Raw genomic sequence first — 20664 nt, 5'->3', positions numbered from 1 at the left:
TGAATCTCCTTCAACTACACGTTTTGAGTGTCTGTATGCGTGGGTGAACCGCTCTTATGGCATCACCCTGGCGCTCTGAATGAATTGCAGGGTGTACGCACTGTGATAGTCCGTGGCGGGCTTGATCAGCTTCGCACCGACCATGTAATCGAACGTCTTCTTCCAGCGCGCGTCGGTCATCGTGCCTATGCCCAATGCCGCTGCGTCGCCGCCCGTGACCAGCTTCAGTTTCTTCAATTGCGCGACGCCATACGCGAGTTGCGCGTCCGTCATCTGGGGATTGTCTTTCTTGATCAGCGCATTCCCCGCTGCCGGATCGTTCAGATAGCTTTTCCAGCCTTCCATCGACGCTTTCACGAAGCGCGCCACTACATCGGGCTTGTTCTTCAGCGTGTCGCGCATCGTCACGATGGTCGTGTTGTACGGCGGATAGCCGTCGTCCGCGAACAGGAAGAAATGCGCGGGAACATGTGCCTGCTCGACCTGGTAAGTCTCCGACGACGGATAGGCCTGCATGGCGACATTCGGATCCGCGAAGAACGGTTGCAGGTTGAAGGTGTACGGGCGCGATTGCGCATCCGTGTAGCCGTACTTCGCTTTCAGCCACGGCCACCAGCTCGTCCGCCCGGAGGCGGCGACCAGAATGGTTTTACCTTTTAGTCCCGCGAGACTCGATACGTCCGCGTGCGTGAGGATGCCTTGTGGGTCGTATTGAAACGCCGCGGCAACGGTCGTGACCGGAATGCCTGCCTCGACGCTCGATAGCGTCTGAAAGTCATAACCGAGCATGAAATCGGCTTGGCCGCCGGCAAGCAACTGCATGCTGTTCACTTGCGGTCCACCCATCCTGATCGTGACATCAAGGCCGTATTTCTGATAGATACCGGTCGCGACTGCCTGATAGAAACCGCCATGCTCAGCCTGTGCATACCAGTTGGTGAGCAAGGTGACATGATCCGTCGCATGCGCAAACGGTGCGGCGGCGAGACCACCGGTCAGCGTCGCCGTAGACACGGCCCGCGCAATGAAAGAACGATGCGAAGCAAGAAAGCGGGACACGCGGGACAGCAAATGCAAAAGGCTCAGAACACGCATGACAAAACTCCGTGTGAGGACACACAACATGTGGATGGTTTGAATGGTGTGGAACAGAATCGCGGAGGGAGAGCCAGCCGGGGAGCGTCGCGCGATGCACGACGAACGCACACGCCGTTGCGCAATCGCACAGGCAGTGAGGTACATCGTTCGTGAGAAATCGGGGCAACACATCGCGCGCTCCTTGTTGGCGAAACCGGACGGTTCCGTTCAAACGCCGACCCACAGGTCGACGTGGGCGCAAGGTGCGCCCCAAGAGCAATGCCCCACGTTGCCGGCAAGATCCGCCGGTCGCTAGCCGCTTCTACTCTGACTGTGGGTTAAGCGAACTGCGTGCCAGGTGTGAGACGAATTGCGCATGATGAAGCAGGGCGGGCTTTGCAGCGGCAATGCTGTATGGCCCAGTGCGGCGACAGCCATGAGAAGGTGCACGTCGACAATGCGCTCCGGCACCGAGTCAGTGCATCTTTCCTTCCGGGCGTGGTGCAAAACCATGACAAGCGATCTGGGACACGCAGCACATCATTGCCGTAACGGGTTTGGCCCGTTGCCATGGTCTTGTGATAGCCGTTCCAATGTCGGCCGCGCAAGCGCTCTGGAATGATCAGATCCAGCGACTTGCCGAGCGCCTCGCTTTGCGTTCCGGAAGGTGATGCTGCCTCCGACATCAGAGATGATGATCACGTCGCCGATTGCGTTGGCAAGCTGCTGGAAGTCGATCACAGTTTGCACGGCGCTCCTCCAAGAAAAAACGGCGACTTGAATCGGATGCGGCATCGTCAGAGGCGCCGCATCTGTACTTCAAAGCCAGATCCTGGCCCGCGTGACGCCGTTAAACTGCGTTGATTTCGCGTAGATTGAAGATCTCATGATTGCTGTAGCCAAGGCCCGCCAGCACTTCGTCCGTATGTTCCCCGAGCAGCGGCGATGCAGTGACCTCCGGCTTCATGTCCGAGAATTTGATCGGGCTGCCGACGGTCAGATACGAGCCGCGTTTCTTGTGTGGTACCTCGACGATCGTTCCGCTCGCGCGCAATGAAGGATCGTTGGCCAGTTCCTTCATCGTCAACACTGGTGCACACGGAATGTCGAACTTACGCAAGATGTCGACCGCTTCGAATTTGGTCTTGTCCGCAAGTGACATCGCCCGAACCCGGCCTTTCGATCTTGATAACGTCAGCACCGAACCAGGCGAGCAACTGGGTGCACGCAGGACCGGCCTGAACATGAGTGAAGTCGATGATCTTGATGCCGGCTTGCCTGTCGTTACCGACGCGCCGATGGCGAAACCCATACCGATACCCATAACTCCCCACGTGCCCGAATCGACGCGCTTACGTGGCTCGAGCATGTCGATAATGCGGCGCGCGTAGTCGAGCGTATTGGTACCTTCGTAGACGACGTTGATATCCGGGCGCGTCTTCAGTACGCCACGGATCGCACGCGCCACGCCAATGCCGATGTCCTCCGCATGCAGCACCCGATATGTGGCCTTGGCGTAAGCCTGGCCGCATTCAACTGATCCATTTCTTCGTAATCGCCCTGCTGAAGATCGACGATTTCACGTTCGCTCGAACCGCTGATCAGGAGCATCGGGAAACAGTTCGTGGTCGCGTTGGCGAGCGCGGTCAAGCCGTTGAGAAAGCCCGGCGCCGACACGATCAGGCAGATGCCCGGCTTCTGCGTGATATAGCCGGAAATCGCTGCCGCGTTGCCCGCACGCTGTTCATTTCGGTCTCCCGCTACCTAGGTCGCGTAATAGAAACCTTTTGCCTGGAACTCGGGAAGCAGTCCAGCTACGCCCGGCGTCACTATCGCTTCGCGGAGCACGTGATTTGTCAGGTCCGCGGTCAGTTCTTCGCGATTCAATTTGTCCGGGTTACAGCCGGCGTCCAGCAGATCTTCTGCAAATTCCCATAAGGCGTAGTGACAAGCGAGAAAAACGACGCCCTTCTTCGTGAGCGATGCGATTGTGTCCCCGCTTTGATCGGTCGACGTTTGCCAATTCGCCAGGTCTTTTGCACGATGACCAGCAAGCCAGTTGCGCGCTTTTTCACGGCCAAGCAGACGCTCGAGCTCATACGCGAGTTCGACGCTGGTGATATCGCTGCCCGTGAATCTCGCGACTTCATACTTCTCCCAGGTACTGTCGTCGAGCAGCGCGAGTTGTGCACTACCGTGCGTCGCTGACACAATGAGGAAATTGGGGTGGCCGAGCGCATGGACCTGCGCGTTCAGCGAGTTGTTCATCCGCCGCAGCCATCCGCTGCGATAACTGCCGTTGTCCCATATCTGCCGGTCACCGCCGCGATAGGCAATGATCTCTCCAAGCGCCTCGTCGTCCCATTGTGACCTCGCGGTCAGATCTTGCGGGAGCGATGTAAAGTTCCGTCGTCGAGGGGCCTCATTCAGTCGCGCGACAAGTTGCTTCAACGAATCGGCGCCTTGCATTGAATATCCTGATTCCGCAGCGGTAGCCTGGACAGGCCGTGCCGATGCCAATAGCCCGACTGCGGCAACGGTGCCCAGATATCCCATTGCTTGACGGCGTTGAGTTTTCATGTCGATTCCAGAGGGCCCACGCAGAGTGACCGTATTGACATCAGTGTCGCGCGGAATTGCGGGCGCAATTGAATCGCCGCTGAAGTTGCTCGTGGCCTGATTCCAGCAAGGGCCCGTGATTGCCGGGAAGATGCCTCGCAAGGCTATCCTGGCGCGAGACGTTCGTTTCCGCAGTTGAGCACAAGCGTACGAGAAAAGATGCAATCGCAAACGAATGGGCACAAAGTGTGGAATGAATGGCCGAATGCGGCGATCGGCGCACCGCCAGAAAACTCTCGAAGGAAACGGAGGAGAAGCTCTTTCGTCCGGCCGCCGAGCGATGGTACAAGCGCAAAGAGGTTGCTGGTCGAGCAAGCTCAACGCCTGGCAAGATGCGCACCTACCTCGACAAGGACATCCTGCCCGAGATCGGTTCGATGATGCTCCAAAACATCACTCGCTCAGACTGCGCCCGCCTCCAGGCGCGCTTCGAGAAACGGGATGCTTTGAACGTGTCGAAGAAAGCCCGGGGCTGGCTGCGTGAGATTTTCAGCCAGGTAATCGCAGAGGGCCGTTGTGAATTCAACCCAGCCTCCGAATTCAAGACCATCGCCAGGGCGGCGCCAAAGTCGGGCCGTACCCTCACCTTCTCGAACCCGAATTACCCGAATTCCTTCGTGCGCTCGGGAAATCAACGAGTCGCCGTCACAACTCGTCAGCGCACTCACGAACTCAGGAAACTGACCGGCCGCCATACCTTATCGAAAAGCGGTCGGCAGGCCAAAGCGACCTCAGAGAGAACGGCGACCTCCATTTTCGACTTTGAAGATGGCAAGAAAACGTTGGTAGAAGTCGAGAACTACAACTAGAAGTTATGCGTCATCCCCAAGCCGACATAGACCGATGAACGGGCTCCGGTCGCGAGCGGCGTACCTGTATCGAGTGCAGCACCTGTTTCGTTGAATCGCTCGTAGACGCTAACGAGTTGCACGGTGGTGCGCTTGCTCAGGAGGTAGCTGGGAACGATGTAGAACTTGTTGGCAACCTGCTCAGGGAGGCCGTCTTGCGTACGGCTGCCCCGATAGTAGGCAAGAAACAGATCGACAGCGGGTGTAATGAGCCAATCTCCGCCACCAGAGATGACTTGCGTCTTCATACTCCGGTATGGCATTGCCGTGGTATTGAGCGAGCTGTCGATTTTGTTCTGCGTGAATGTACCGCGCAGCGTAACGGCCCCCAGCTTGTATGAAATCCCCCCGGCAAACGCGTAGAACGGTGTGCCGATCGAATCCTTATACTGCATGTATGACGCCCGCAGTGTTGCTGCTCCGCCGTCGTAACCCACCATTGCGCCTGCCGCGCTGTTGTTCGAAAACTGTCCGGCCACTCCGCCGAATGCATAGAGTGCCATGCCGGTGAAACCGTGTGCCTTGATCTGGTATTTGACGGCATTGTCCACACGGTCGAGACTCGCACCTGCGACCCCGGGATTCGGCCCAAAGTTATTCTGGATCGCTGTCCCCGGCCCGCCCAGATAGCCGAGCCGCACGTTCATATTCGTTGCGGAGTTATTGGCGTAAAGAGGATCGGTAACGTAGAAAAGTTCAGCCAGCGTATTGACCTGCCTACCGAAGGTAATCGATCCCCAGTTGTTGCTGGCAATGCCGACGTAGGCCTGGCGATCGAAAAGCTTCTGAGCGCTTGCCTGTGATCCCGTGTTCACGATGATGGTCGAGGCGAGATTGAAGACAGTCCGCAATCCACCGCCGAGATCTTCCTGACCCGCGATACCCCACAGCGATGGAAGCCACATGTTCGCGGCCATGCCAAGAACCGCCCCTCCATTTCGGCCGGTCTGATTGACGATGCCCTCGTCCAGTCTTCCGTACAAGGTCACACTCGACGCCGACGACTGCGCAAATGCGGAACACGATCCAAAAGCCAGAACAGCGAACGCGATCGCTGAATTTATTCTCTTCATGCCTGTCTCCTTTTTTTCAGTGATAGGTGATGCCCTGATACACGATCCCTTAAAGCGTGGCGGGACTTGTGCGTTCGCCGCGCACATGACACTGCCCGGCAGGAATTCGCCACAGATTTCTTTAATTGATTGTCTGCAATTGACTTCGGTGTACCGTGTATTTGGATAAATCGAATTAAAAAAACTCATGGTCTCTTATTGCGAAAACCAGCCTGGAAGAGGCGAATCCGCCCGTTCGAAGATTCCCCGTCCCGCCTGCTGGCGCGAATAGTTCCCCCGATTCCTTATGAAATTGCCGCCTGTCTACGCGACGCGATTACCGCATCAAGACTGAAAGCGCCTGCGCCGAGCACGACGACTTGCAGGAAACCGCCAGAAATCGCGATGTTCTTCATAAAGCTGATCAACTGCTTCGGATCGGCGAAGTTATCGTGGAACGTCAGGGCAGTGACAAGGGTGTAGATAGCCATGACGAGCTCGACAATGCGTGTCCGGTAACCAATCCTCGCTCCATGATCGAGAAAGCTACGATCCAGGATCGGCGTCCTGCATCTACAGTGCAACGTCCGCTTCGGGCGAAATCAACGGCGTCCTCGCGCGGCATGCGCCGGCGCAGAAGATGCCTGCGGCCGAGAGCGCCGCAGGCAGCGCCAGAACGAGATAGAGCGCGGCGTTGGACCAACCCGCCGACAACATCACGGCGCCGCCGAACGATCCCGCGATCGCGCCGATCCGCCCGACGCCGAGCGCCCACGCCACGCCCGTGGCCCGGCTCGATGTCGGATAAAACCCCGACGCGATGACGTTCGCGCAGACCTGCGAGCCACTCACGCAGAAACCGGTGACGAAGATGCCCGCGGCGAGCCACCAGGCCGAATTGGCGACCGCCAGCGATGCGACCGCCGCCGCGCCGACGAGATAAGCCGCGCTCACGACCCGGTACGCGTCGAACCGGTCGATCATCACACCGAGCACGATTGCGCCGAGCACGCCGCCGCCCTGCAGCAAGCCCGCGAACACGGACGCCTGCTTGAGCGACAGACCCGCTCGCGCGCCGAGAATCGGCAGCCAGTTGATCAGCATGTACAGCAGCAGCAGGCTCATGAAGAACGCGAGCCACAGCAGCAGCGTGCCGCGCCGGTTGTGCGGATCGAAGAGCCGCGCGACGGGCGACGAACTCGCGCGGTCCTCGGCCACGACATAGCGTCGACCGGTCCCGGCGCGATCCGGCGCGACACGCTTCAGAATGGCGGCGATGCGCGCGTCGTTGCCGCTTCGCAGCGCGAGGAAGCGCACGGATTCGGGCAACGCGAACCACAGGACCGGCAACAGCATCAGCGGAAGCAGGCCGCCGATGGCGAGCACGCCGCGCCAGCCGAATTCGGCGACGAGATACGCCGTGACCACGCCGCCGAGCGCGGAGCCCAGCGAAAAGCCGCAGAACATCAAGGTCAGCAAGGTGCCGCGCCGCCGCTCGGGACTGAATTCGGCCGTGAGCGTGATGGCGTTCGGCATCGCGCCGCCGAGCCCGAACCCGGTCAGGAATCGCAGCGCGACCAGCCACACGATGTCCGGCGCCGCCGCCGATCCGAGACATGCCGCGCCGAACCACGCGACCGACAAAATCAGCGTGCCACGCCGTCCGATCCGGTCCGCGAGCGGGCCGCTCAGGAAGGCGCCCATCATGAGACCTAGCAGACCGGCGCTGAAGAGCGGCCCGAGCGCAATCACCGACAGGTTCCAGTCGCTGCGCACGTGCGGCGCGATAAAGCCGATGATGGCGATGTCGAACCCGTCCAGCGCGACGATGAAAAAGCACAGCACGCCGATCATCACCTGATAGCGCGACACGCGTGCGCGATCGATGATGTCGCGCACGTCGAGCGGCTCGCGCCGCGATTCGTAAGCGTCCATGAAGTCTCCCTGAAGTGATGCTCACGCGTGCGCGGATTGCGCCTTGTTGCCGGCAATGGCCTCGACCTGTTCGATGAATGCCGGATCGCGTTCGCGGAGATCGTCATGACTGACTCGCCCGGTGCGCCGCATATAGTCGTACGCGAAGCTGACGGGATCGAGATTCATGCGCGTATCGACGGACTCGTACCAGTCGAGACTCTTGCGCGCCGCGTCCTGAAAGCGGTTCGACGCGTCTTTCCGGCTTGCCTCGAAGGCGGCGAAGGCGGCGGGCACGTCATCGCGATGAACCGAGAGCGCCTCGGCGAGCGCGATGGCGTCCTGCATCGCCATGCGCGTGCCCGAGCCGAGCGAGAAATGCACGCTGCGCAGCGCATCGCCGAGCAGCACCACGTTGCCGTGCGACCAGCGCGCATTGCTCACGACTTTCGCCTGGAACCATTGCGAGCGGTTGGTCAGTAACGCTTCGCCTTGCAGGTCTTCGGCGAAGACGTTTTCGCAGAATGCGCGGCTCTCGTCTTCGGTCGCGTGATCCAGACCGCAGCGCTGCCACGTCTGTGGATCGACTTCGACGAGAAACGTCGAATGCGTCTTGCTGTACTGGTACGCATGCGCGATCAATACGCCCTGCGGCGTCTCGCGGAAGATCAGCGACACCGGATGAAACAGGCGCGTCGTGCCGTACCACGCGAACTTGTTGCGCCGCTCGTCGAAACTCGGCTGGAAGTGTTCGGCCAGACGCGCGCGCACTTCGCTGTTCACGCCGTCAGCGGCGACGACGACGTCATAGCCTTCCAGCGCGGCCGGATCGGTCACGCTGCTGTTGTAGCGCAGGTCGACACCCGCATCGCGGCAAGCCTGCTGCAACACGTTCAGCAAATCGATGCGCGATGTGCGCGAGAAATGATTGTTCGAAAGCCGCACCGGCACGCCGCGATGCACGATCTCCATATAGTCGCAGCGCTCGTGATGCGCCGTGAACTTGCGGAAGAACGCTTCGTCCGCCTCCTTCAGAAAGCTCAGCGCGACGTCGGAGAACACCACGCCCCAGCCATATGTCGCGCCCGCCTCGTTGCGTTCGTGGACAACGATCTCGTCGCCGGGATGACGCTGCTTCATCAGCATCGAAAAATACAGTCCGGCGGGACCGCCGCCGATCACCGCGATCTTCATGATGTCTTCCTTAGTGTTACGTAGTACGTTGCACAGATTCACCGAGCAGCGTCCCGGCGTCCGGCACGATCGGCGCGAGGCGCAGATGATCGAGCATCTGCCGCGTGGTACAGACGGCCGTCGACGTGACCGGTACGCCGAGCCTGTCCTGTGCGATCTGGATCGCGGCGAGCGAGGGCATCTGCACGCACGCGGACAACACGACCGCATCCGCATTGGCGATATGGAGCCGCTTCACGTCGTCGAGCAATTGCAGCGGATCGCGGCGGCCGACTTCCAGGTTGTCCGGAATCTCGAAAGAGAGCGCATCCAGCACTTCGATGCCTTCCTCCTCGATATACGTGACCACAGCCGCCGTCAGCGGCTTCATGTACGGCGCCATGAGCGCGATCCGGCGCGCACCCATCGCCTTCAGACCGGCGACGAGCGCACCCGCCGAGGTCATTACGGGCGCCTCGCAACGGTTCTCGCGCGCGATGCGCCGCAGGTCTTCCTCGACCTGCCGGTGATAGCCCGGCCCCATCGCCATGATCGCGACGAGACATGCGGTGCTCATCACGTCGACGCGCGCATCGGCGAGTTCCGCCGCGCAGCGCAGGCCTTCGCGATTCATCGCCTCCAGTTCCTCCTTGACGACGCGATGCATGCGCATGCGGCTCGAATGGAACGTGAAGCGCTCGGGCAGAATCGCTTCCCGCGCGCGCAGCATCGCGGGGATTTCGGTTTCCATCGTCGTGTTCGAACTCGGCACGATCTGGCCGATTCGATATGTTCGGGACATCGCCTGCATCATTGCTTTTCTCCTGCGTGGTGGTGTTCGGCGCAGCGCGACTGATACCGTTCCAGCACGTCGCGCAATACGTCGGGCATTTCGATCGATTCGCGCGCGTCGCGGCGAATGCAAACCGGCGTGAGACGCGCGATGAACGCAACCTCGCCATCGTCCATGCGCGCGGTGATGACGAGCGTGAACGTGCGCGTGCGGATCGCGTCGACTTGCACGGTGGCGTCGAAGATTTCGTCGGGTTTGAGCGAGCGGCGAAAATCGAATTCGAGCGCGCGTGTCGGCGTGCCGAAGCCGTGATGGTTCTTGACCGCCTGCGGCGCGCCATCGAAGAGAAAGCCGTAGAAAAGTTCGGCAAACGAGATGACGTAATCGGAAAACGACGCCGTGTAGACCACCCCCGCCGGATCGCATTCGCCCCAGCGCACGCGGCGGCGCACTACGAACGGCAGCGTGCCCGCGACGTGTTCGGTGCTGATCATGCGCCCTCCTTCGCGATGCCCGGCGCATCGACATGCGCGGCATGCTCGTGCGCGAGATGCGCGGCGACGTCCTGGCGCAGAGCCGCCTTGTCGACCTTGCCGACGCGCGTCACCGGAAACTCGTCGACGATCTCGATGCGCTCCGGACACTTGAACTTCGCCAGTCCCTGCTCGACGAGGAAATCGGCGAGCTGCCGCACCGTCGGCGCAGCATGGCCCGTGCGCAGGATCAGATAGACGCAGGCCTTCTCGCCATACAGCGCATCGGGCATCGCGACGAGCTTCGCATCGGCGACCGCCGGATGACGGCTTACGTACGCTTCGACTTCCTCGCAGCCGATCTTCTCGCCGCCGCGATTGATGTTGTCGCGCAACCGACCTTCGAACGCGAAGCAGCGCACGCCGTCGATGAGCCTTTGCGTCACCATGTCGCCGGTGCGCACGAAGCCATCGGGCGTCAGCGTCTGCGCGCTCGCCTCGGGCGCGCGAAAGTAACCGCGCAGGCTCGACGGCCCGCGAAAGCACAGCTCGCCCGCCTCGCCGTCCGGCGCGGGTTCGTCGGTGCCCGGCACGAGCACGCGGATCTCATCGGCCGCGCTGCCCGACAGCCCTTGCGTGAAATGCCGCAACTGGGCCGCATACGCCGGTCCCGCCCCGAGCAGCAGCCCTTCGGTCGTGCCGTACAGGTTGGAGCACGGCACGCCGAGATGCGCCTCGAGCGAATCGGCACGGCTCATCGTGCCGAACAGTTGCAGCGACGACAGATCGTGACGCGCGATCTCCTGGTACGCGATCATCTGCGGCGCGACGGGACCGATGGAAAGCCCGTGCGTCACGCGATGCGTCTCGATGAGTTCCAGCATCCGCGCGATATCCACGCGCGGCATCAGCACCGTCGTCGTGCCTGCCGCGACCGTCGAGACGAGCGCATACAGTTGCCCCGCGTTATGCAGCAGCGGCAGTGACCAGATCATGCGGCTCGCCTCGCTCATGCCGATATGCCGCATCCAGTCGAGCGCCTGACCGATGTACTCCGCATGAAAGCGCGGGATGATCTTCGGCACGCCGGTCGTGCCGCCGGAAAGCTGGAAGCTCAACACGTCCTCGCTGCCGATGCGGATGTCGGCGAGCATGGCCCGGGCACGCGTCAGCGGCATCGACTCGATGAGCGCGTCGATCGTGCGATGTCCGTCGCCGCCCTCGCCGCGCGCGACGAACAGATGTTCGAGCGATGCGATCCGGCCGAACATCTGCCGCGCGAAGCCGACGAGATCGAAAGCGGAAAAATCCGCCTGCACGAAGTAGCCGCGCGGCTCGGACTGCGCCGCGAGCTGGCCGATCTCGACCTCGCGATACTGCGGCACCGCGCACACCGGCACGATGCCAGCCTTGTAGGCGCCCATCAGCGCGACGGCAGTGTCGAGCGTCGTGCCCATCTGGAAGATCGCGCGATCGCCCGGCACGAGGCCGGTTTCGAGCAGCGCCGCGCCGAGCCGCTCGCTGCGTGCGTCGAGTTCCGCGAAGGTGATGGTGGCTTCGTCGGAAATGTAAGCGGACCGCTCGGGCACGCGCGCGGCGGTGGCACGCAGCGCGTCGCCGAGCGTCGTGTCGGTCCATGCGCCCGATGCGAAATAGCGTTGCGCAAGCGCGGGCGGACAATAGATCACGCCGTCGATCGGATGAAAGATGCCTCTCATGTATGGTGTCTCCTGCATGTCCACGTGCCGTTTCAGTCGCGCGGCGCGATGCGCACGACATCGCGGTCGTAACACTCGATGCGTCCGTTCAGTCCGCCGGTGAAAAGCCCGTACCAGACCGCGGGCTTCATGCCCAGCGCGCGACGCTCGAACGAAACCGGCTCCGTGGCGCTGATCACCGTGTAATCGCCCTGATCTTCGACGCGACACGCTTCGAGCTTGCGCGCGGCATCGATCAGCGTCGAAAACTCCGGCACGTTCAGCACGAATATCTGAAGTTCCTTTCCGTCCGTCTCACGACTTTCACCCAGGCGCGCCGCCTTGCGCGCCCACACTTCATCGATACATGTCGCGCCACGCGATTGCGTCTGCAGCTCGATCGCCGCTTCGAGTGTCGCGGCGGCGTCGCGGGCATCGAGCGGCGCGAGCGAGCGCAGCTTGCGCGTGATCTCGATGAAATAGCCGTTGGGATCGCGAAAGTAGATCGATTCGATCACCTCGTGTGCCGTCTCCACCGACACGTCCACGCCGCGCGCCTCCAGCCGCGACTTCCACGCTTGCAGTTCGTCCTGGGTGTCGACGAGCCAGGCCGTGTGCGTCGCGTCGAATACGTGGTCGTCGGGACGCGGCGGATGCGTCGCTCTTCCGTTCAGCGTCTCGGGCTCCGGGCTTCCGAGGTAATGAAAGAACGCGATCGTGCTGCCGTTGCCGCTATCGAAAAAGAAGTGAAGGAAATCCGGATGCGTGGCGGGGCCCCATCCGCGCGCGGAAATCGTGTGAATCAGAGGCAGGCCGAGCACGTCGCGATAAAACTCGACGGTCTCCTTCAGCCTCCAGGTCGGCCGCGCCGTGTGGTCTACGCCGCGCAGGCGCAAGCTCAGATCGGCGGCGGGTATGTCGCTTATCTTCATGTCCGTACTCCGTGATTGATCAGGTGGATGTCATTGGGGAAAGGTTTCGCGCAGCCAGTCGCGCACGATGCGCCCGGCGACATAGCGCCCTGCCTCTTCGCCCGCGGCGAGCGCGCGGCCGTGGTGATCGCCGCGCACGCGTCGATGCAATTTCTCCGCTGAGCCGAGACTCGCGTAGATGTCCGCGATGACGGTCGGAAAGCACGCCTGATCGCCGGTGTATTCGACGACGAGCGACGGTTGCGCGATCGCGGGCGCGGTCTTCGACAACAGCGCGTTCGACGACACGCCCGACCACGTCGAGAGCCACGCTTCCGGCGAACAGCATCGGGCGAAGCCGACCGAGCCGTAGTTCGACGCGAACGGGTCCGCGCCCCACAGCGAGCCGTATCGACGATCGGACGGATCGAGCGAAAGATCGAAGCAGCGCAGATCGGCATCGGTGCGCCAGATGGTCATCAGCGGCGTGTGCGCGGCCACGCGGCGGACGCGCGGATCGGCTGCATCGCCCGCTGACTTGACGCGCGCCCGGGCATCGAGGCGCTCGGCGATCAGATCGCGCGCGATGGCGTCGAGCCGTTCCACACGCGCGATTTGCGCCGCGCGATAGCGCGCGACGAAAGCCGCGTCATAGCGCGACGAATGGGGCGGTGCGTTGAAGCCGTTGGATGGCGCGAACGGATCGAGCGCTTCGTCGACGCTCAGCGCATCGTTCTCGTCCGTCACCGACGGATCGATGCAGCCCTGCAGCAGCGCGCCCTGTCCCGGATGCGGCGCCACGAAGATCACGCCATCCACCATCGGCATGTCGAGCGACGCGAGTTTCGTCGGGCGGCCGCCCGGCGTGCGCTCGATACGCTTCTGCGGCGCGAGATTCGATTGCTGCGCATAGAGCGCGTAAAGCCCGCTGCCGCCCGAGTTGCCGAGCAGCACGATTCGCCTGAAACCCGCGTCGCGCAGAAAGCGCATGCCAGCGGCCACGTCGTAGAGCGCGAATTCGTGTTCGAGGCGCATGTCGTTGCCGACCGAGCGCGGCGCTTGCGTCCAAGCGGCGAAGCCCGCGCCTGTGATATCCGGAATCAGGTAGTGGCACGTCATGAACTCGCGCGGATGCATGATGCACACGACGGTATCCGTCGCTCCGGGCGAATACAGCGAGCCGCTCGTCGCGGCGCCGTCTTGCGTGCGCAGCACGACGTTGCGAGTGCCCACGCCGGCAGGCAGGTCGCGCGGGTTCCAGTCCGTGTTGAGAAATCCTGCGGTCGCGCCGCCGGAGCCGGCGCGCATTTGCTCAGATCGATTCATCGGGTCATCTCCTTTTTTTACATCTTAGTCGAATTTTTTTACGTATACGTAGATTTTTAGTTATGGTTTTTACGGATGTGTCGATTCATCGCCGAGCAAAAGCCCGCCGGGGAGGTCGGTTTGGGTTATCGTGTGATCTTTCTGACACAGCCGTCGAAAACGCCGTATGACCCGAACCCAGACCAAGAGCGACGCCTTGCGCGAAAACATCCTCGAAGTGGCGACGCGCCTTTTCATCGATCGCGGCTTCGACGGTACGAGCTTCAACGACATCGCCGACGCGATCGGCGTGAGTCGGCCCGCGCTCTACTACTACTTCAGGAGCAAGGAAGCGATTCTCGAAGTGCTCACGGAGACGGTCACGCGCGCGGCCGGACAACTGGCGTCGGAAGCCGTGCCCGGGCACATGCAGCATCCCGCCGGCATGCTGAGGCATCTGGTGCTGCGGCATGCGCAGTTGATCCTCACGCATCCGCTGCAGTTTCGGGTCGTCGAGCGAAACGAAGGCAACCTGCCGCCCAGGCAACGCAAGCTCGCGGAACAGGCGCGGCGCGCCGTGCTGGAACAGTTTCAGCACGCGATCGAATTCGGCATTCAGCAAGGGCAGTTTCGCGCGCTGGATGCGAAGGTCGCGGCGTTCTCGATCATCGGCATGTGCAACTGGAGCGCGTGGTGGTACTCGCCCGCCGGACCGCGCTCGCTCGAACAGATCTCCGAGCAGATCGCCGACATGGCCTTGCATTCCGTGCAGATGGAAAACGAACGGCAGTTGCGCGAGCCGAGCGTCGGCGCGGTGATCCAGTTGCTGCGCGACGATATCGACATGCTGGAGCGGCGTCTCGCGCCGGGGCAGTGACTTCCGGTTGCGCTACCCAAGGCAATTGCTGACGCGTTCATGCGCACCGAGGAGCGAGTGCCGCTCGTGCTTCTCCGTCATTCAGGCGGTGCGAGGTTCCGGTCCGACCTGCCATGCGATTTGCGTCAGAGGACGTATCGCAGATACGCTTCAGGATCGATGCCGTTTAGTTTTGAAGCTTGTGCTTGCAAGCGCCAATCGCCACGTGCAGGAAGCGCGGCGACGCATCGCGATTTCAGCTTCCCTCTTGCAAGATCAACGTGCAGAAAAGATCGACACGCCTGAAGGAATGGAGATGGCCATGCCGTCTCCGGTCTCGTTTCCACTCAAGAGTTGGCCGCTCGCACCGCGCGCTTGCAGGGTGCCGACGGGCAACCTGCGGTGATCGATCACCTGAAGGACGCATTCGATAAGGTCGTGAGCGGCAGCGTCGGCAACGATCAGCATTACGCGGAGCAAATGTCCGCGCCTGCGAAACCTGACCCGCTCGCTTCTGCGCGTGCCCGAGGTCGCCGCTTCGCCCTGGATGAGTATCGCGATGCCGCGAATCTCACCAAATTAACTCGACAACTTGCGCAATAGCAGGTCGTTTGTTCTCGCGTCCACTCCCTGAATCAGCAAGGAAAGCACGACAGGAACGATGACGATACTCCCGGTCCTCCTTTATCGTATCGTTGTGAGCCGCCGATTGAGCCAGCCAGTAGTTTTTGCACCGCCGCCGTGCCCGTGGACCTGTCGGTCCCGCACACGGCGGCGGTAATCTTTCTGGAAAGCGGTCTGACTCAGACGGCCGCGCCAGCGTACGGTACGTCCTTGTGGCCGTAACGCCGTACGCGAAGGTTGGCCTGCTCGCCGTGACCCGCGAATCCCTCCAACGCGCAAAGGCGCGATGTGTACTCGCCCACCATCGCCGACGCCTCGTCGGTCAGCACTTTCTGATATGTGCAGGTCTTCAGGAACTTGCCAACCCACAATCCACCGGTGTAACGCGCGGACTTCTTGGTCGGCAAAGTGTGGTTAGTGCCGATCGCCTTGTCCCCGTATGCAACGTTCGTACGCGAGCCCAGGAACAGCGCGCCGTAGTTCGTCATGTTCTTCAGGAAGTAGTCGGGATCCCTCGTCATCACCTGCACATGTTCGGAAGCGATCTCATCGGCGATCGTGACCATCTCCTCGTCGCTGGCGGCAACGATCACTTCGCCGAACTTCTCCCACGATTTGCGCGCGATGTCAGCAGTCGGCAGGATTTCCAGCAGCCGTTCAATTTCGAGCATCGTCTCGCGCGCGAGTGTTTCCGACGTGGTCAGCAGAATGGCCGGCGAATCGGGACCATGTTCGGCCTGACCAAGCAGGTCAGTCGCACACATCTCGCCGTCCGCGCTCTCGTCGGCGATCACGAGCGTTTCAGTCGGCCCCGCAAACAGGTCTATGCCGACGCGGCCAAATAACTGGCGTTTTGCCTCCGCGACGAAGGCATTCCCCGGGCCGACCAGGATGTCGACGGGCGCGATGCTTTGCGTGCCGATCGCCATCGCGCCGACTGCCTGAATGCCGCCGAGGCAGTAGATCTCAGTGGCCCCGGCCATATGTTGCGCAGCGACGATCGCAGGCGCCGGCCTGCCGTTGAACGGTGGCGCGCAGGTGATGATCCGCTTTACGCCCGCCACCCGAGCGGTAATTACCGACATGTGCGCGGACGCAAGGAGCGGATACTTGCCACCCGGCACGTAGCAGCCGGCCGCGTTGACAGGAATGTTGGTATGGCCAAGCACAACGCCAGGCAACGTCTCGACCTCAACGTCGCGCATCGATTCGCGCTGGTGTCTGGCGAAGTTCTCGACCTGCGTCTGGGCAAATTCGATATCCGCGATGTCGCGTTTCGAAAGTTGCGCCAGGCAGTCGTCGATCTCGTTCTGCGATAGACGGTAGTCGTCGCGGTCGAGTCTGTCGAACCGGATCGACAGGTCGCGCACAGCGGCATCGCCCCGCGCTTCGATATCGGCGAGCGTCGCTTCGACGGTTTCACGCACTTCCTTCGCGGCGGATTTGATCACTTCTGCTTCCGCGCCCTGCTTGAGCCACACAGCCATGAAAACACCTTTTCAGTAGATTGACGATGGTTTGCATACGTATGCAACAAAGCGAAGGATACGGGAAGTTGATGAGTCGCTACAAGCGACGGAGAGCTATCGTTAACCCTACGGACGAGCGGAACGACAGTACTCCCCCATTAGCGCCGAGGCAGTCCCGGCGCACCAGAAACGCACCTATCCCGCCCAGACGGCTTCGCCGTCGCGCTCGACAACGCCACTCGCAGGGCGCCGCGCCGACGTGCGGACAACGAGTTCTCCCGGAACGACCTCCTGCACGCTCGACGATATCTCGCCGGACAACTGCCGGAAAACCATCCGCGCGGCACGTGCGACCATCTCGTCGAGCGGCTGGCTATAGGTTGTCAGCCCGAATATCGGCCAGCGCGCCATCTCAATGTTGTCGAATCCAACGATCGATACGTCGTCGCCGACGGTCAAGCCGAATTCGGTGCGCGCCACGCTCAGCGCGACCAGCGCCATGTGGTCGTTCGCGCAGAAAATCGCGTCGGGGGGGCGCCTCGCGCCAAGCAATGCGCGCGCCGCCCGCTCGGCGCCTTCAGCCGAATACTCACCCGCTTCGCTCTGAATTCGCCGCACGCCATGGCGGGCAAGGCCTGCAACGAAGCCATCCTCTCGATCGCGACTGGTAGACGAGTGCGCGAGGCCGGCGAGATACGCAAATCGCTTATGACCGCCTGCGACGAGAAAGTCAGCGATCCGTTGTGCTCCCGCGCGGTTTTCGCCCGTCACACTGGAGGCGGCCGTACTATCCGCCTTGCGGTTGAACATCACGACGGGCAGTCCGATTTGCAGACATTCGTCGGCGAAGCGCGACGAGAAGCTGGTTGAGATCAGCACCAGCGCGTCGACGCGATATCGCAGCACGTCTTCGAGGATCGGATCGGCACCGGCGGGCGGCTCCGTCGTGAACAGCAGTGCGCGGTAGCCGGCAGCCGCGAACGCGGCGGACAAGCGCTCGACCACGCGTTGGTAGAACGGGTTGCCATTCGCCGGCACGACGACACCGATCACGTTCGATCGTCGTGTAATGAGGGAACGTGCGACAAGGTTCGGGCGATAGCCGAGCTGCTCGGCGGCGGCGAGTACGCGCTCCCGAGTGGCTGGCGCGACACTCGCACCCGGCGTAAACACGCGCGACACCGCCGACTGCGAGACCCCGGCGAGCCGCGCAACCTCATGAGCGGTTGCGGGACGACGGGGAGAGCTTGTCTCGGCCATACCTGCTTTACCTCCGGACAGAAATCTTGTGGTGAGATCGATTGGCTTTGGTCGGGTAGTGCGAGCCGGGACAGCCGGCAGCGCGCGGCGGCAAGCCGGCGACTGCGTCCGCCATGCACCGCGCCAATCAAGCGATGCAGACCGACGTTTTCGATTGATGCCATAGCTGGATCGAATGAACCTCGGGCACAATGAAACGCCCGCACCCGCACACCGGGAAATCGAAGCGCGAAATGCCCGCGCACAGTAATGGACGTGCGCCGGTATTGTCAATTGCCCGGCTAGATCAGATCGCGATCGCCAACCGTACGCGCGCAGACAGTGAGGTTTTCGATTCCCTGGATTGAATTCACGCCCTCTTTGCTCGTGTGGCTATCGACGCTCAGTTTTCCTGTGTTTGTGTCCTCAAGTTATTGGTGACACCGACCACTCCCTGAACACGCTGCGCCACCTCGGCTGCCTGACTGACTTCAGTGGTCGTCGGCACGGCCCCGACGAGGGTCACGATTCCGTTTTTCGCGCGGACTGCCATGTCCGCCATGTAGATTCCACCTGATTGCTGAATAGCGCGTTGCACGGTTTTTGCCAGTTGCCGGTCCGACATCCTCCGCATGGGCGGGGGCCCTGACACGTGCTCCGCCTCGTTTGCATGAGCCATGCTCGCTGATCCCTGCGCCAGGGTTGCCCAACAGATCATGGCCGAAAACACAAATAATCCTTTCCTGCCAATATGCATTCTCATGATGACCCTCCAAGGATTCGTGGGGCGAACGCACACAACCATTATCCGCAAAAAACTATTGGCTCGAAGGGTAGCCCCGCCTATGCATCGACGGAGGCGGCTCGATAAACATACTAGTGCTTTTCCATCTCACGGGGACGTGGGCGCAGAACGCAGGCAGTTCCCGGCAACGCTCCTGCCCTGGATGTTTTCGCGAGGTCGTTCAGTGCATGACCGTCCGATCATCCAGTGCGCGCAGATACGCAGAGGGATTCGTTCGAAGCGAAACGAAGCGGCAATCGGGGAAAAACGCAACGAGCAGGCGTGCTGGAGCTGGCCGGCGCCCGCCCCTCGAAACACGAGGCAGCAGGCGCCGATCGCGGTGAAGAGCGGGATTCAGTGCAACGATTGCTATTCGTGGTCTACGCGCGCTCAGCCGGGCTGCTGCCGTTTGCAGGCAACCCGAGGTTGGCGTCTTCGGATATTTCGCGCCGGCTCATCGCCATCGCCCGCTCGGGAACGACGAAAATGGTCAGATAGCAACCGACGGCGAGCAGGAACGCGAACAGTGCAATAGCTGGCGAAACGCTACCTGTCATTGTCTTGACGAAGCCGAGAATCGACGGGCAGAAAAAACCCGCGCTGATACCTAGCGTGTTGATCACTGCGATGCCCAGCGCCGCCTGCGAGCGCGGCAGGTAGCTGGAAGGCAGCGACCAGAACAGCGCCATACTGCCGAAGATGCCGACGCTCGCGAACGAAAACGCCACCAGCAAAGCGGTAGGACCGCCTTTCCAGAGCAGTGTCCCGACGAGCCCCAACGCGCCTGCCGCCAGACAGCCGGCCAGGTGGTAGCGCCGCTCGAGGCGCAGGTCGGAGCTGTAGCTCAGCACCAACGCCCCTACGATTCCCGCGACCGCGGGAATCGCGGCCAACCAGCCGATGGTCGTGGTCGACGTCACGCCCGTATCGCGAATCATTGCGGGCAACCAGAAATTCATCGTGAAGCCGCCGCATGAACCGGCGAAGTAGATCAGCGTCAACGCGTAGATCATCGGATCGCGGATCACGGCGAAGGGCCTCGCGGCCGCCTCGCCACGCGCAGCATCTGTTGCATGCAGCGCGAGGTGATCCGCGCGATGGGCTTCCTCGAGCATCGCCTTATCCTGCGCAGAGAGCCAGCGGGCGTCCTGCGGCCGGTCGTCGAGCCAGAAATAGCAGATGACGCCTAGCATGCATGCGGGCGCGCCGGCGAGCAGGAATACCCACTGCCAGCCTTGAAGGCCCGCTACGCCGTCGAGCCCGGTCATGATGCTGCCGAACAGCGGTCCGCTGACTGCGCCGGCCGCCACGCTGCCGACCCAGAACGCACTGGTCGTGCGCGCCCGATAGCGGCTCGGAAACCAGTAGGACAGGTAGAGAATGACGCCGGGAAAGAAGCCGGCTTCGAACGCCCCCAGCAGCATGCGCAGCGCGAAGAACTGGGCCGGCCCTCTGACGAACATCGTGGCAGAGGCCGTCAGCCCCCACAGCACCATGATGCGCAGCAACGTGAGCCGCGCGCCGATCCGCTCGAACCAGAGGTTGCTGGGGATTTCGAGCAACGCGTAGGGCAAGAAGAACAATCCCGCCGCGAGCCCGTACTGTGCCGCGCTCAAACCGAGCGACTGCGACATCTGCAACTGCGCGATGCCGACGTTGACCCGATCGAGAAACGCGACCAGGTAGCAAGTGAACAGCAACGGCACGATGCGGCGGGCGATACGCCGGAACAATAGGTCTTCGGCCTGCACCGGCAGGACAGGTTTCATCGCGGGGTCTCCTCGATATCGGTACGAAACGACGCGCCCGTGCCGCGTAGCCAGCCCGTGG

General features: G+C 61.9%; 19 protein-coding genes and 3 pseudogenes. 2 read left to right on the top strand and 20 right to left on the bottom strand.

What is annotated here, in order from left to right; genetic code table 11:
- Positions 1 to 54: 54 nt before the first annotated feature.
- The 6 genes and pseudogenes from QM685_RS23885 to QM685_RS23860 all read right to left on the bottom strand — a co-directional run bounded on the left by QM685_RS23885 (position 55) and on the right by QM685_RS23860 (position 3657).
- Positions 55 to 1095 carry an ABC transporter substrate-binding protein gene (locus QM685_RS23885; RefSeq protein ID WP_415119993.1) on the bottom strand — a complete coding sequence of 347 codons (1041 nt, stop codon included), beginning with the start codon at positions 1093 to 1095 and terminating at the stop codon, positions 55 to 57.
- A gap of 506 nt (positions 1096 to 1601) precedes the next feature.
- A pseudogene (locus QM685_RS23880) lies at positions 1602 to 1827 on the bottom strand (histidine kinase); the annotation flags it as partial.
- 100 nt (positions 1828 to 1927) lie between these two features.
- A pseudogene (locus QM685_RS23875) lies at positions 1928 to 2233 on the bottom strand (CoA transferase); the annotation flags it as partial.
- The gene (locus QM685_RS23870) at positions 2190 to 2411 is read right to left on the bottom strand and encodes a CoA transferase (RefSeq protein WP_415119991.1); all 222 of its coding nucleotides are present in this window, start codon (positions 2409 to 2411) and stop codon (positions 2190 to 2192) included. The pseudogene QM685_RS23875 and the gene QM685_RS23870, both read right to left, overlap by 44 nt.
- A pseudogene (locus QM685_RS23865) lies at positions 2348 to 2835 on the bottom strand (thiamine pyrophosphate-binding protein); the annotation flags it as partial. The gene QM685_RS23870 and the pseudogene QM685_RS23865, both read right to left, overlap by 64 nt.
- A 6-nt stretch (positions 2836 to 2841) precedes the next feature.
- Complete coding sequence (locus QM685_RS23860) at positions 2842 to 3657, bottom strand: transcriptional initiation protein Tat (RefSeq protein ID WP_415119989.1); 816 nt, start codon at positions 3655 to 3657, stop codon at positions 2842 to 2844.
- Between the two features lie 236 nt (positions 3658 to 3893).
- On the opposite strand from QM685_RS23860, the gene QM685_RS23855 reads away from it, so the two are divergent.
- Positions 3894 to 4505: a phage integrase central domain-containing protein gene (locus tag QM685_RS23855; protein WP_415119987.1), complete on the top strand. Its 612-nt coding sequence runs from the start codon at positions 3894 to 3896 to the stop codon at positions 4503 to 4505.
- Here QM685_RS23855 and QM685_RS23850 read toward each other — a convergent pair.
- From QM685_RS23850 to QM685_RS23810, 9 genes are all read right to left on the bottom strand, one after another.
- Positions 4502 to 5617: a porin gene (locus QM685_RS23850; RefSeq protein ID WP_415119985.1), complete on the bottom strand. Its 1116-nt coding sequence runs from the start codon at positions 5615 to 5617 to the stop codon at positions 4502 to 4504. The two genes, QM685_RS23855 and QM685_RS23850, sit on opposite strands and share 4 nt — an antisense overlap.
- A 284-nt stretch (positions 5618 to 5901) precedes the next feature.
- Positions 5902 to 6087, bottom strand: coding sequence for a hypothetical protein (locus QM685_RS23845; RefSeq protein WP_415119983.1), 186 nt, complete (start codon positions 6085 to 6087; stop codon positions 5902 to 5904).
- 82 nt (positions 6088 to 6169) lie between these two features.
- Entirely contained in the window at positions 6170 to 7531 is a 1362-nt protein-coding gene (locus QM685_RS23840; protein ID WP_415119981.1) for an MFS transporter, read from the bottom strand.
- 21 nt (positions 7532 to 7552) lie between these two features.
- Positions 7553 to 8704: an FAD-dependent monooxygenase gene (locus QM685_RS23835; RefSeq protein ID WP_415119979.1), complete on the bottom strand. Its 1152-nt coding sequence runs from the start codon at positions 8702 to 8704 to the stop codon at positions 7553 to 7555.
- 16 nt (positions 8705 to 8720) lie between these two features.
- Positions 8721 to 9485 carry an Asp/Glu racemase gene (locus QM685_RS23830; protein ID WP_415120111.1) on the bottom strand — a complete coding sequence of 255 codons (765 nt, stop codon included), beginning with the start codon at positions 9483 to 9485 and terminating at the stop codon, positions 8721 to 8723.
- A gap of 8 nt (positions 9486 to 9493) precedes the next feature.
- Positions 9494 to 9970: an acyl-CoA thioesterase gene (locus QM685_RS23825; RefSeq protein ID WP_415119977.1), complete on the bottom strand. Its 477-nt coding sequence runs from the start codon at positions 9968 to 9970 to the stop codon at positions 9494 to 9496.
- Positions 9967 to 11667, bottom strand: a complete 1701-nt coding sequence (locus QM685_RS23820) for an AMP-binding protein (RefSeq protein WP_415119975.1) — start codon at positions 11665 to 11667, stop codon at positions 9967 to 9969. Before QM685_RS23820 ends, QM685_RS23825 begins: the two co-directional genes overlap by 4 nt.
- A 32-nt stretch (positions 11668 to 11699) precedes the next feature.
- Positions 11700 to 12578, bottom strand: coding sequence for a VOC family protein (locus tag QM685_RS23815; protein ID WP_415119973.1), 879 nt, complete (start codon positions 12576 to 12578; stop codon positions 11700 to 11702).
- A gap of 30 nt (positions 12579 to 12608) precedes the next feature.
- Positions 12609 to 13883 (bottom strand): alpha/beta hydrolase, encoded by a 1275-nt coding sequence (locus QM685_RS23810; protein WP_415119971.1) that lies wholly within the window; start codon positions 13881 to 13883, stop codon positions 12609 to 12611.
- Between the two features lie 166 nt (positions 13884 to 14049).
- Here QM685_RS23810 and QM685_RS23805 point away from each other — a divergent pair, with 166 nt between their 5' ends.
- Positions 14050 to 14739: a TetR/AcrR family transcriptional regulator gene (locus tag QM685_RS23805; RefSeq protein ID WP_415119969.1), complete on the top strand. Its 690-nt coding sequence runs from the start codon at positions 14050 to 14052 to the stop codon at positions 14737 to 14739.
- A 255-nt stretch (positions 14740 to 14994) separates the two neighbouring features.
- On the opposite strand, the gene QM685_RS23800 is transcribed toward QM685_RS23805, so the two are convergent.
- The 5 genes from QM685_RS23800 to QM685_RS23780 form a co-directional block, all read right to left on the bottom strand.
- Entirely contained in the window at positions 14995 to 15186 is a 192-nt protein-coding gene (locus QM685_RS23800; protein ID WP_415119967.1) for a hypothetical protein, read from the bottom strand.
- A 335-nt stretch (positions 15187 to 15521) separates the two neighbouring features.
- The gene (hisD, locus tag QM685_RS23795; RefSeq protein WP_415119965.1) at positions 15522 to 16829 is read right to left on the bottom strand and encodes a histidinol dehydrogenase; all 1308 of its coding nucleotides are present in this window, start codon (positions 16827 to 16829) and stop codon (positions 15522 to 15524) included.
- 177 nt (positions 16830 to 17006) lie between these two features.
- The gene (locus tag QM685_RS23790) at positions 17007 to 18263 is read right to left on the bottom strand and encodes a LacI family DNA-binding transcriptional regulator (RefSeq protein ID WP_415119963.1); all 1257 of its coding nucleotides are present in this window, start codon (positions 18261 to 18263) and stop codon (positions 17007 to 17009) included.
- Between the two features lie 190 nt (positions 18264 to 18453).
- Positions 18454 to 18813 carry a BON domain-containing protein gene (locus QM685_RS23785; RefSeq protein ID WP_415119961.1) on the bottom strand — a complete coding sequence of 120 codons (360 nt, stop codon included), beginning with the start codon at positions 18811 to 18813 and terminating at the stop codon, positions 18454 to 18456.
- Positions 18814 to 19214: 401 nt separating this feature from the next.
- Positions 19215 to 20603, bottom strand: coding sequence for an MFS transporter (locus QM685_RS23780; RefSeq protein ID WP_415119959.1), 1389 nt, complete (start codon positions 20601 to 20603; stop codon positions 19215 to 19217).
- Positions 20604 to 20664 lie beyond the last annotated feature (61 nt).

This window comes from Paraburkholderia sp. (assembly GCF_047605525.1).
Classification (GTDB): Bacteria; Pseudomonadota; Gammaproteobacteria; order Burkholderiales; family Burkholderiaceae; genus Paraburkholderia.
Note: the sequence above shows the minus strand (reverse complement) of the source record. Positions and strands in the feature narration are given on the sequence as shown.

Bases quoted from the DNA above. Each gene is read 5' to 3' on its own strand.
- QM685_RS23785 (WP_415119961.1), bottom strand. From the start codon at position 18,813: ATGAGAATGCATATTGGCAGGAAAGGATTATTTGTGTTTTCGGCCATG.
- QM685_RS23815 (WP_415119973.1), bottom strand. From the start codon at position 12,578: ATGAAGATAAGCGACATACCCGCCGCCGATCTGAGCTTGCGCCTGCGC.
- QM685_RS23830 (WP_415120111.1), bottom strand. From the start codon at position 9,485: ATGTCCCGAACATATCGAATCGGCCAGATCGTGCCGAGTTCGAACACG.
- hisD (WP_415119965.1), bottom strand. From the start codon at position 16,829: ATGGCTGTGTGGCTCAAGCAGGGCGCGGAAGCAGAAGTGATCAAATCC.
- QM685_RS23860 (WP_415119989.1), bottom strand. From the start codon at position 3,657: ATGAAAACTCAACGCCGTCAAGCAATGGGATATCTGGGCACCGTTGCC.
- QM685_RS23845 (WP_415119983.1), bottom strand. From the start codon at position 6,087: ATGGCTATCTACACCCTTGTCACTGCCCTGACGTTCCACGATAACTTC.
- QM685_RS23825 (WP_415119977.1), bottom strand. From the start codon at position 9,970: ATGATCAGCACCGAACACGTCGCGGGCACGCTGCCGTTCGTAGTGCGC.
- QM685_RS23805 (WP_415119969.1), top strand. From the start codon at position 14,050: ATGACCCGAACCCAGACCAAGAGCGACGCCTTGCGCGAAAACATCCTC.
- QM685_RS23835 (WP_415119979.1), bottom strand. From the start codon at position 8,704: ATGAAGATCGCGGTGATCGGCGGCGGTCCCGCCGGACTGTATTTTTCG.
- QM685_RS23850 (WP_415119985.1), bottom strand. From the start codon at position 5,617: ATGAAGAGAATAAATTCAGCGATCGCGTTCGCTGTTCTGGCTTTTGGA.
- QM685_RS23800 (WP_415119967.1), bottom strand. From the start codon at position 15,186: ATGCTGATCGTTGCCGACGCTGCCGCTCACGACCTTATCGAATGCGTC.
- QM685_RS23780 (WP_415119959.1), bottom strand. From the start codon at position 20,603: ATGAAACCTGTCCTGCCGGTGCAGGCCGAAGACCTATTGTTCCGGCGT.
- QM685_RS23820 (WP_415119975.1), bottom strand. From the start codon at position 11,667: ATGAGAGGCATCTTTCATCCGATCGACGGCGTGATCTATTGTCCGCCC.
- QM685_RS23855 (WP_415119987.1), top strand. From the start codon at position 3,894: ATGGCCGAATGCGGCGATCGGCGCACCGCCAGAAAACTCTCGAAGGAA.
- QM685_RS23885 (WP_415119993.1), bottom strand. From the start codon at position 1,095: ATGCGTGTTCTGAGCCTTTTGCATTTGCTGTCCCGCGTGTCCCGCTTT.
- QM685_RS23840 (WP_415119981.1), bottom strand. From the start codon at position 7,531: ATGGACGCTTACGAATCGCGGCGCGAGCCGCTCGACGTGCGCGACATC.
- QM685_RS23810 (WP_415119971.1), bottom strand. From the start codon at position 13,883: ATGAATCGATCTGAGCAAATGCGCGCCGGCTCCGGCGGCGCGACCGCA.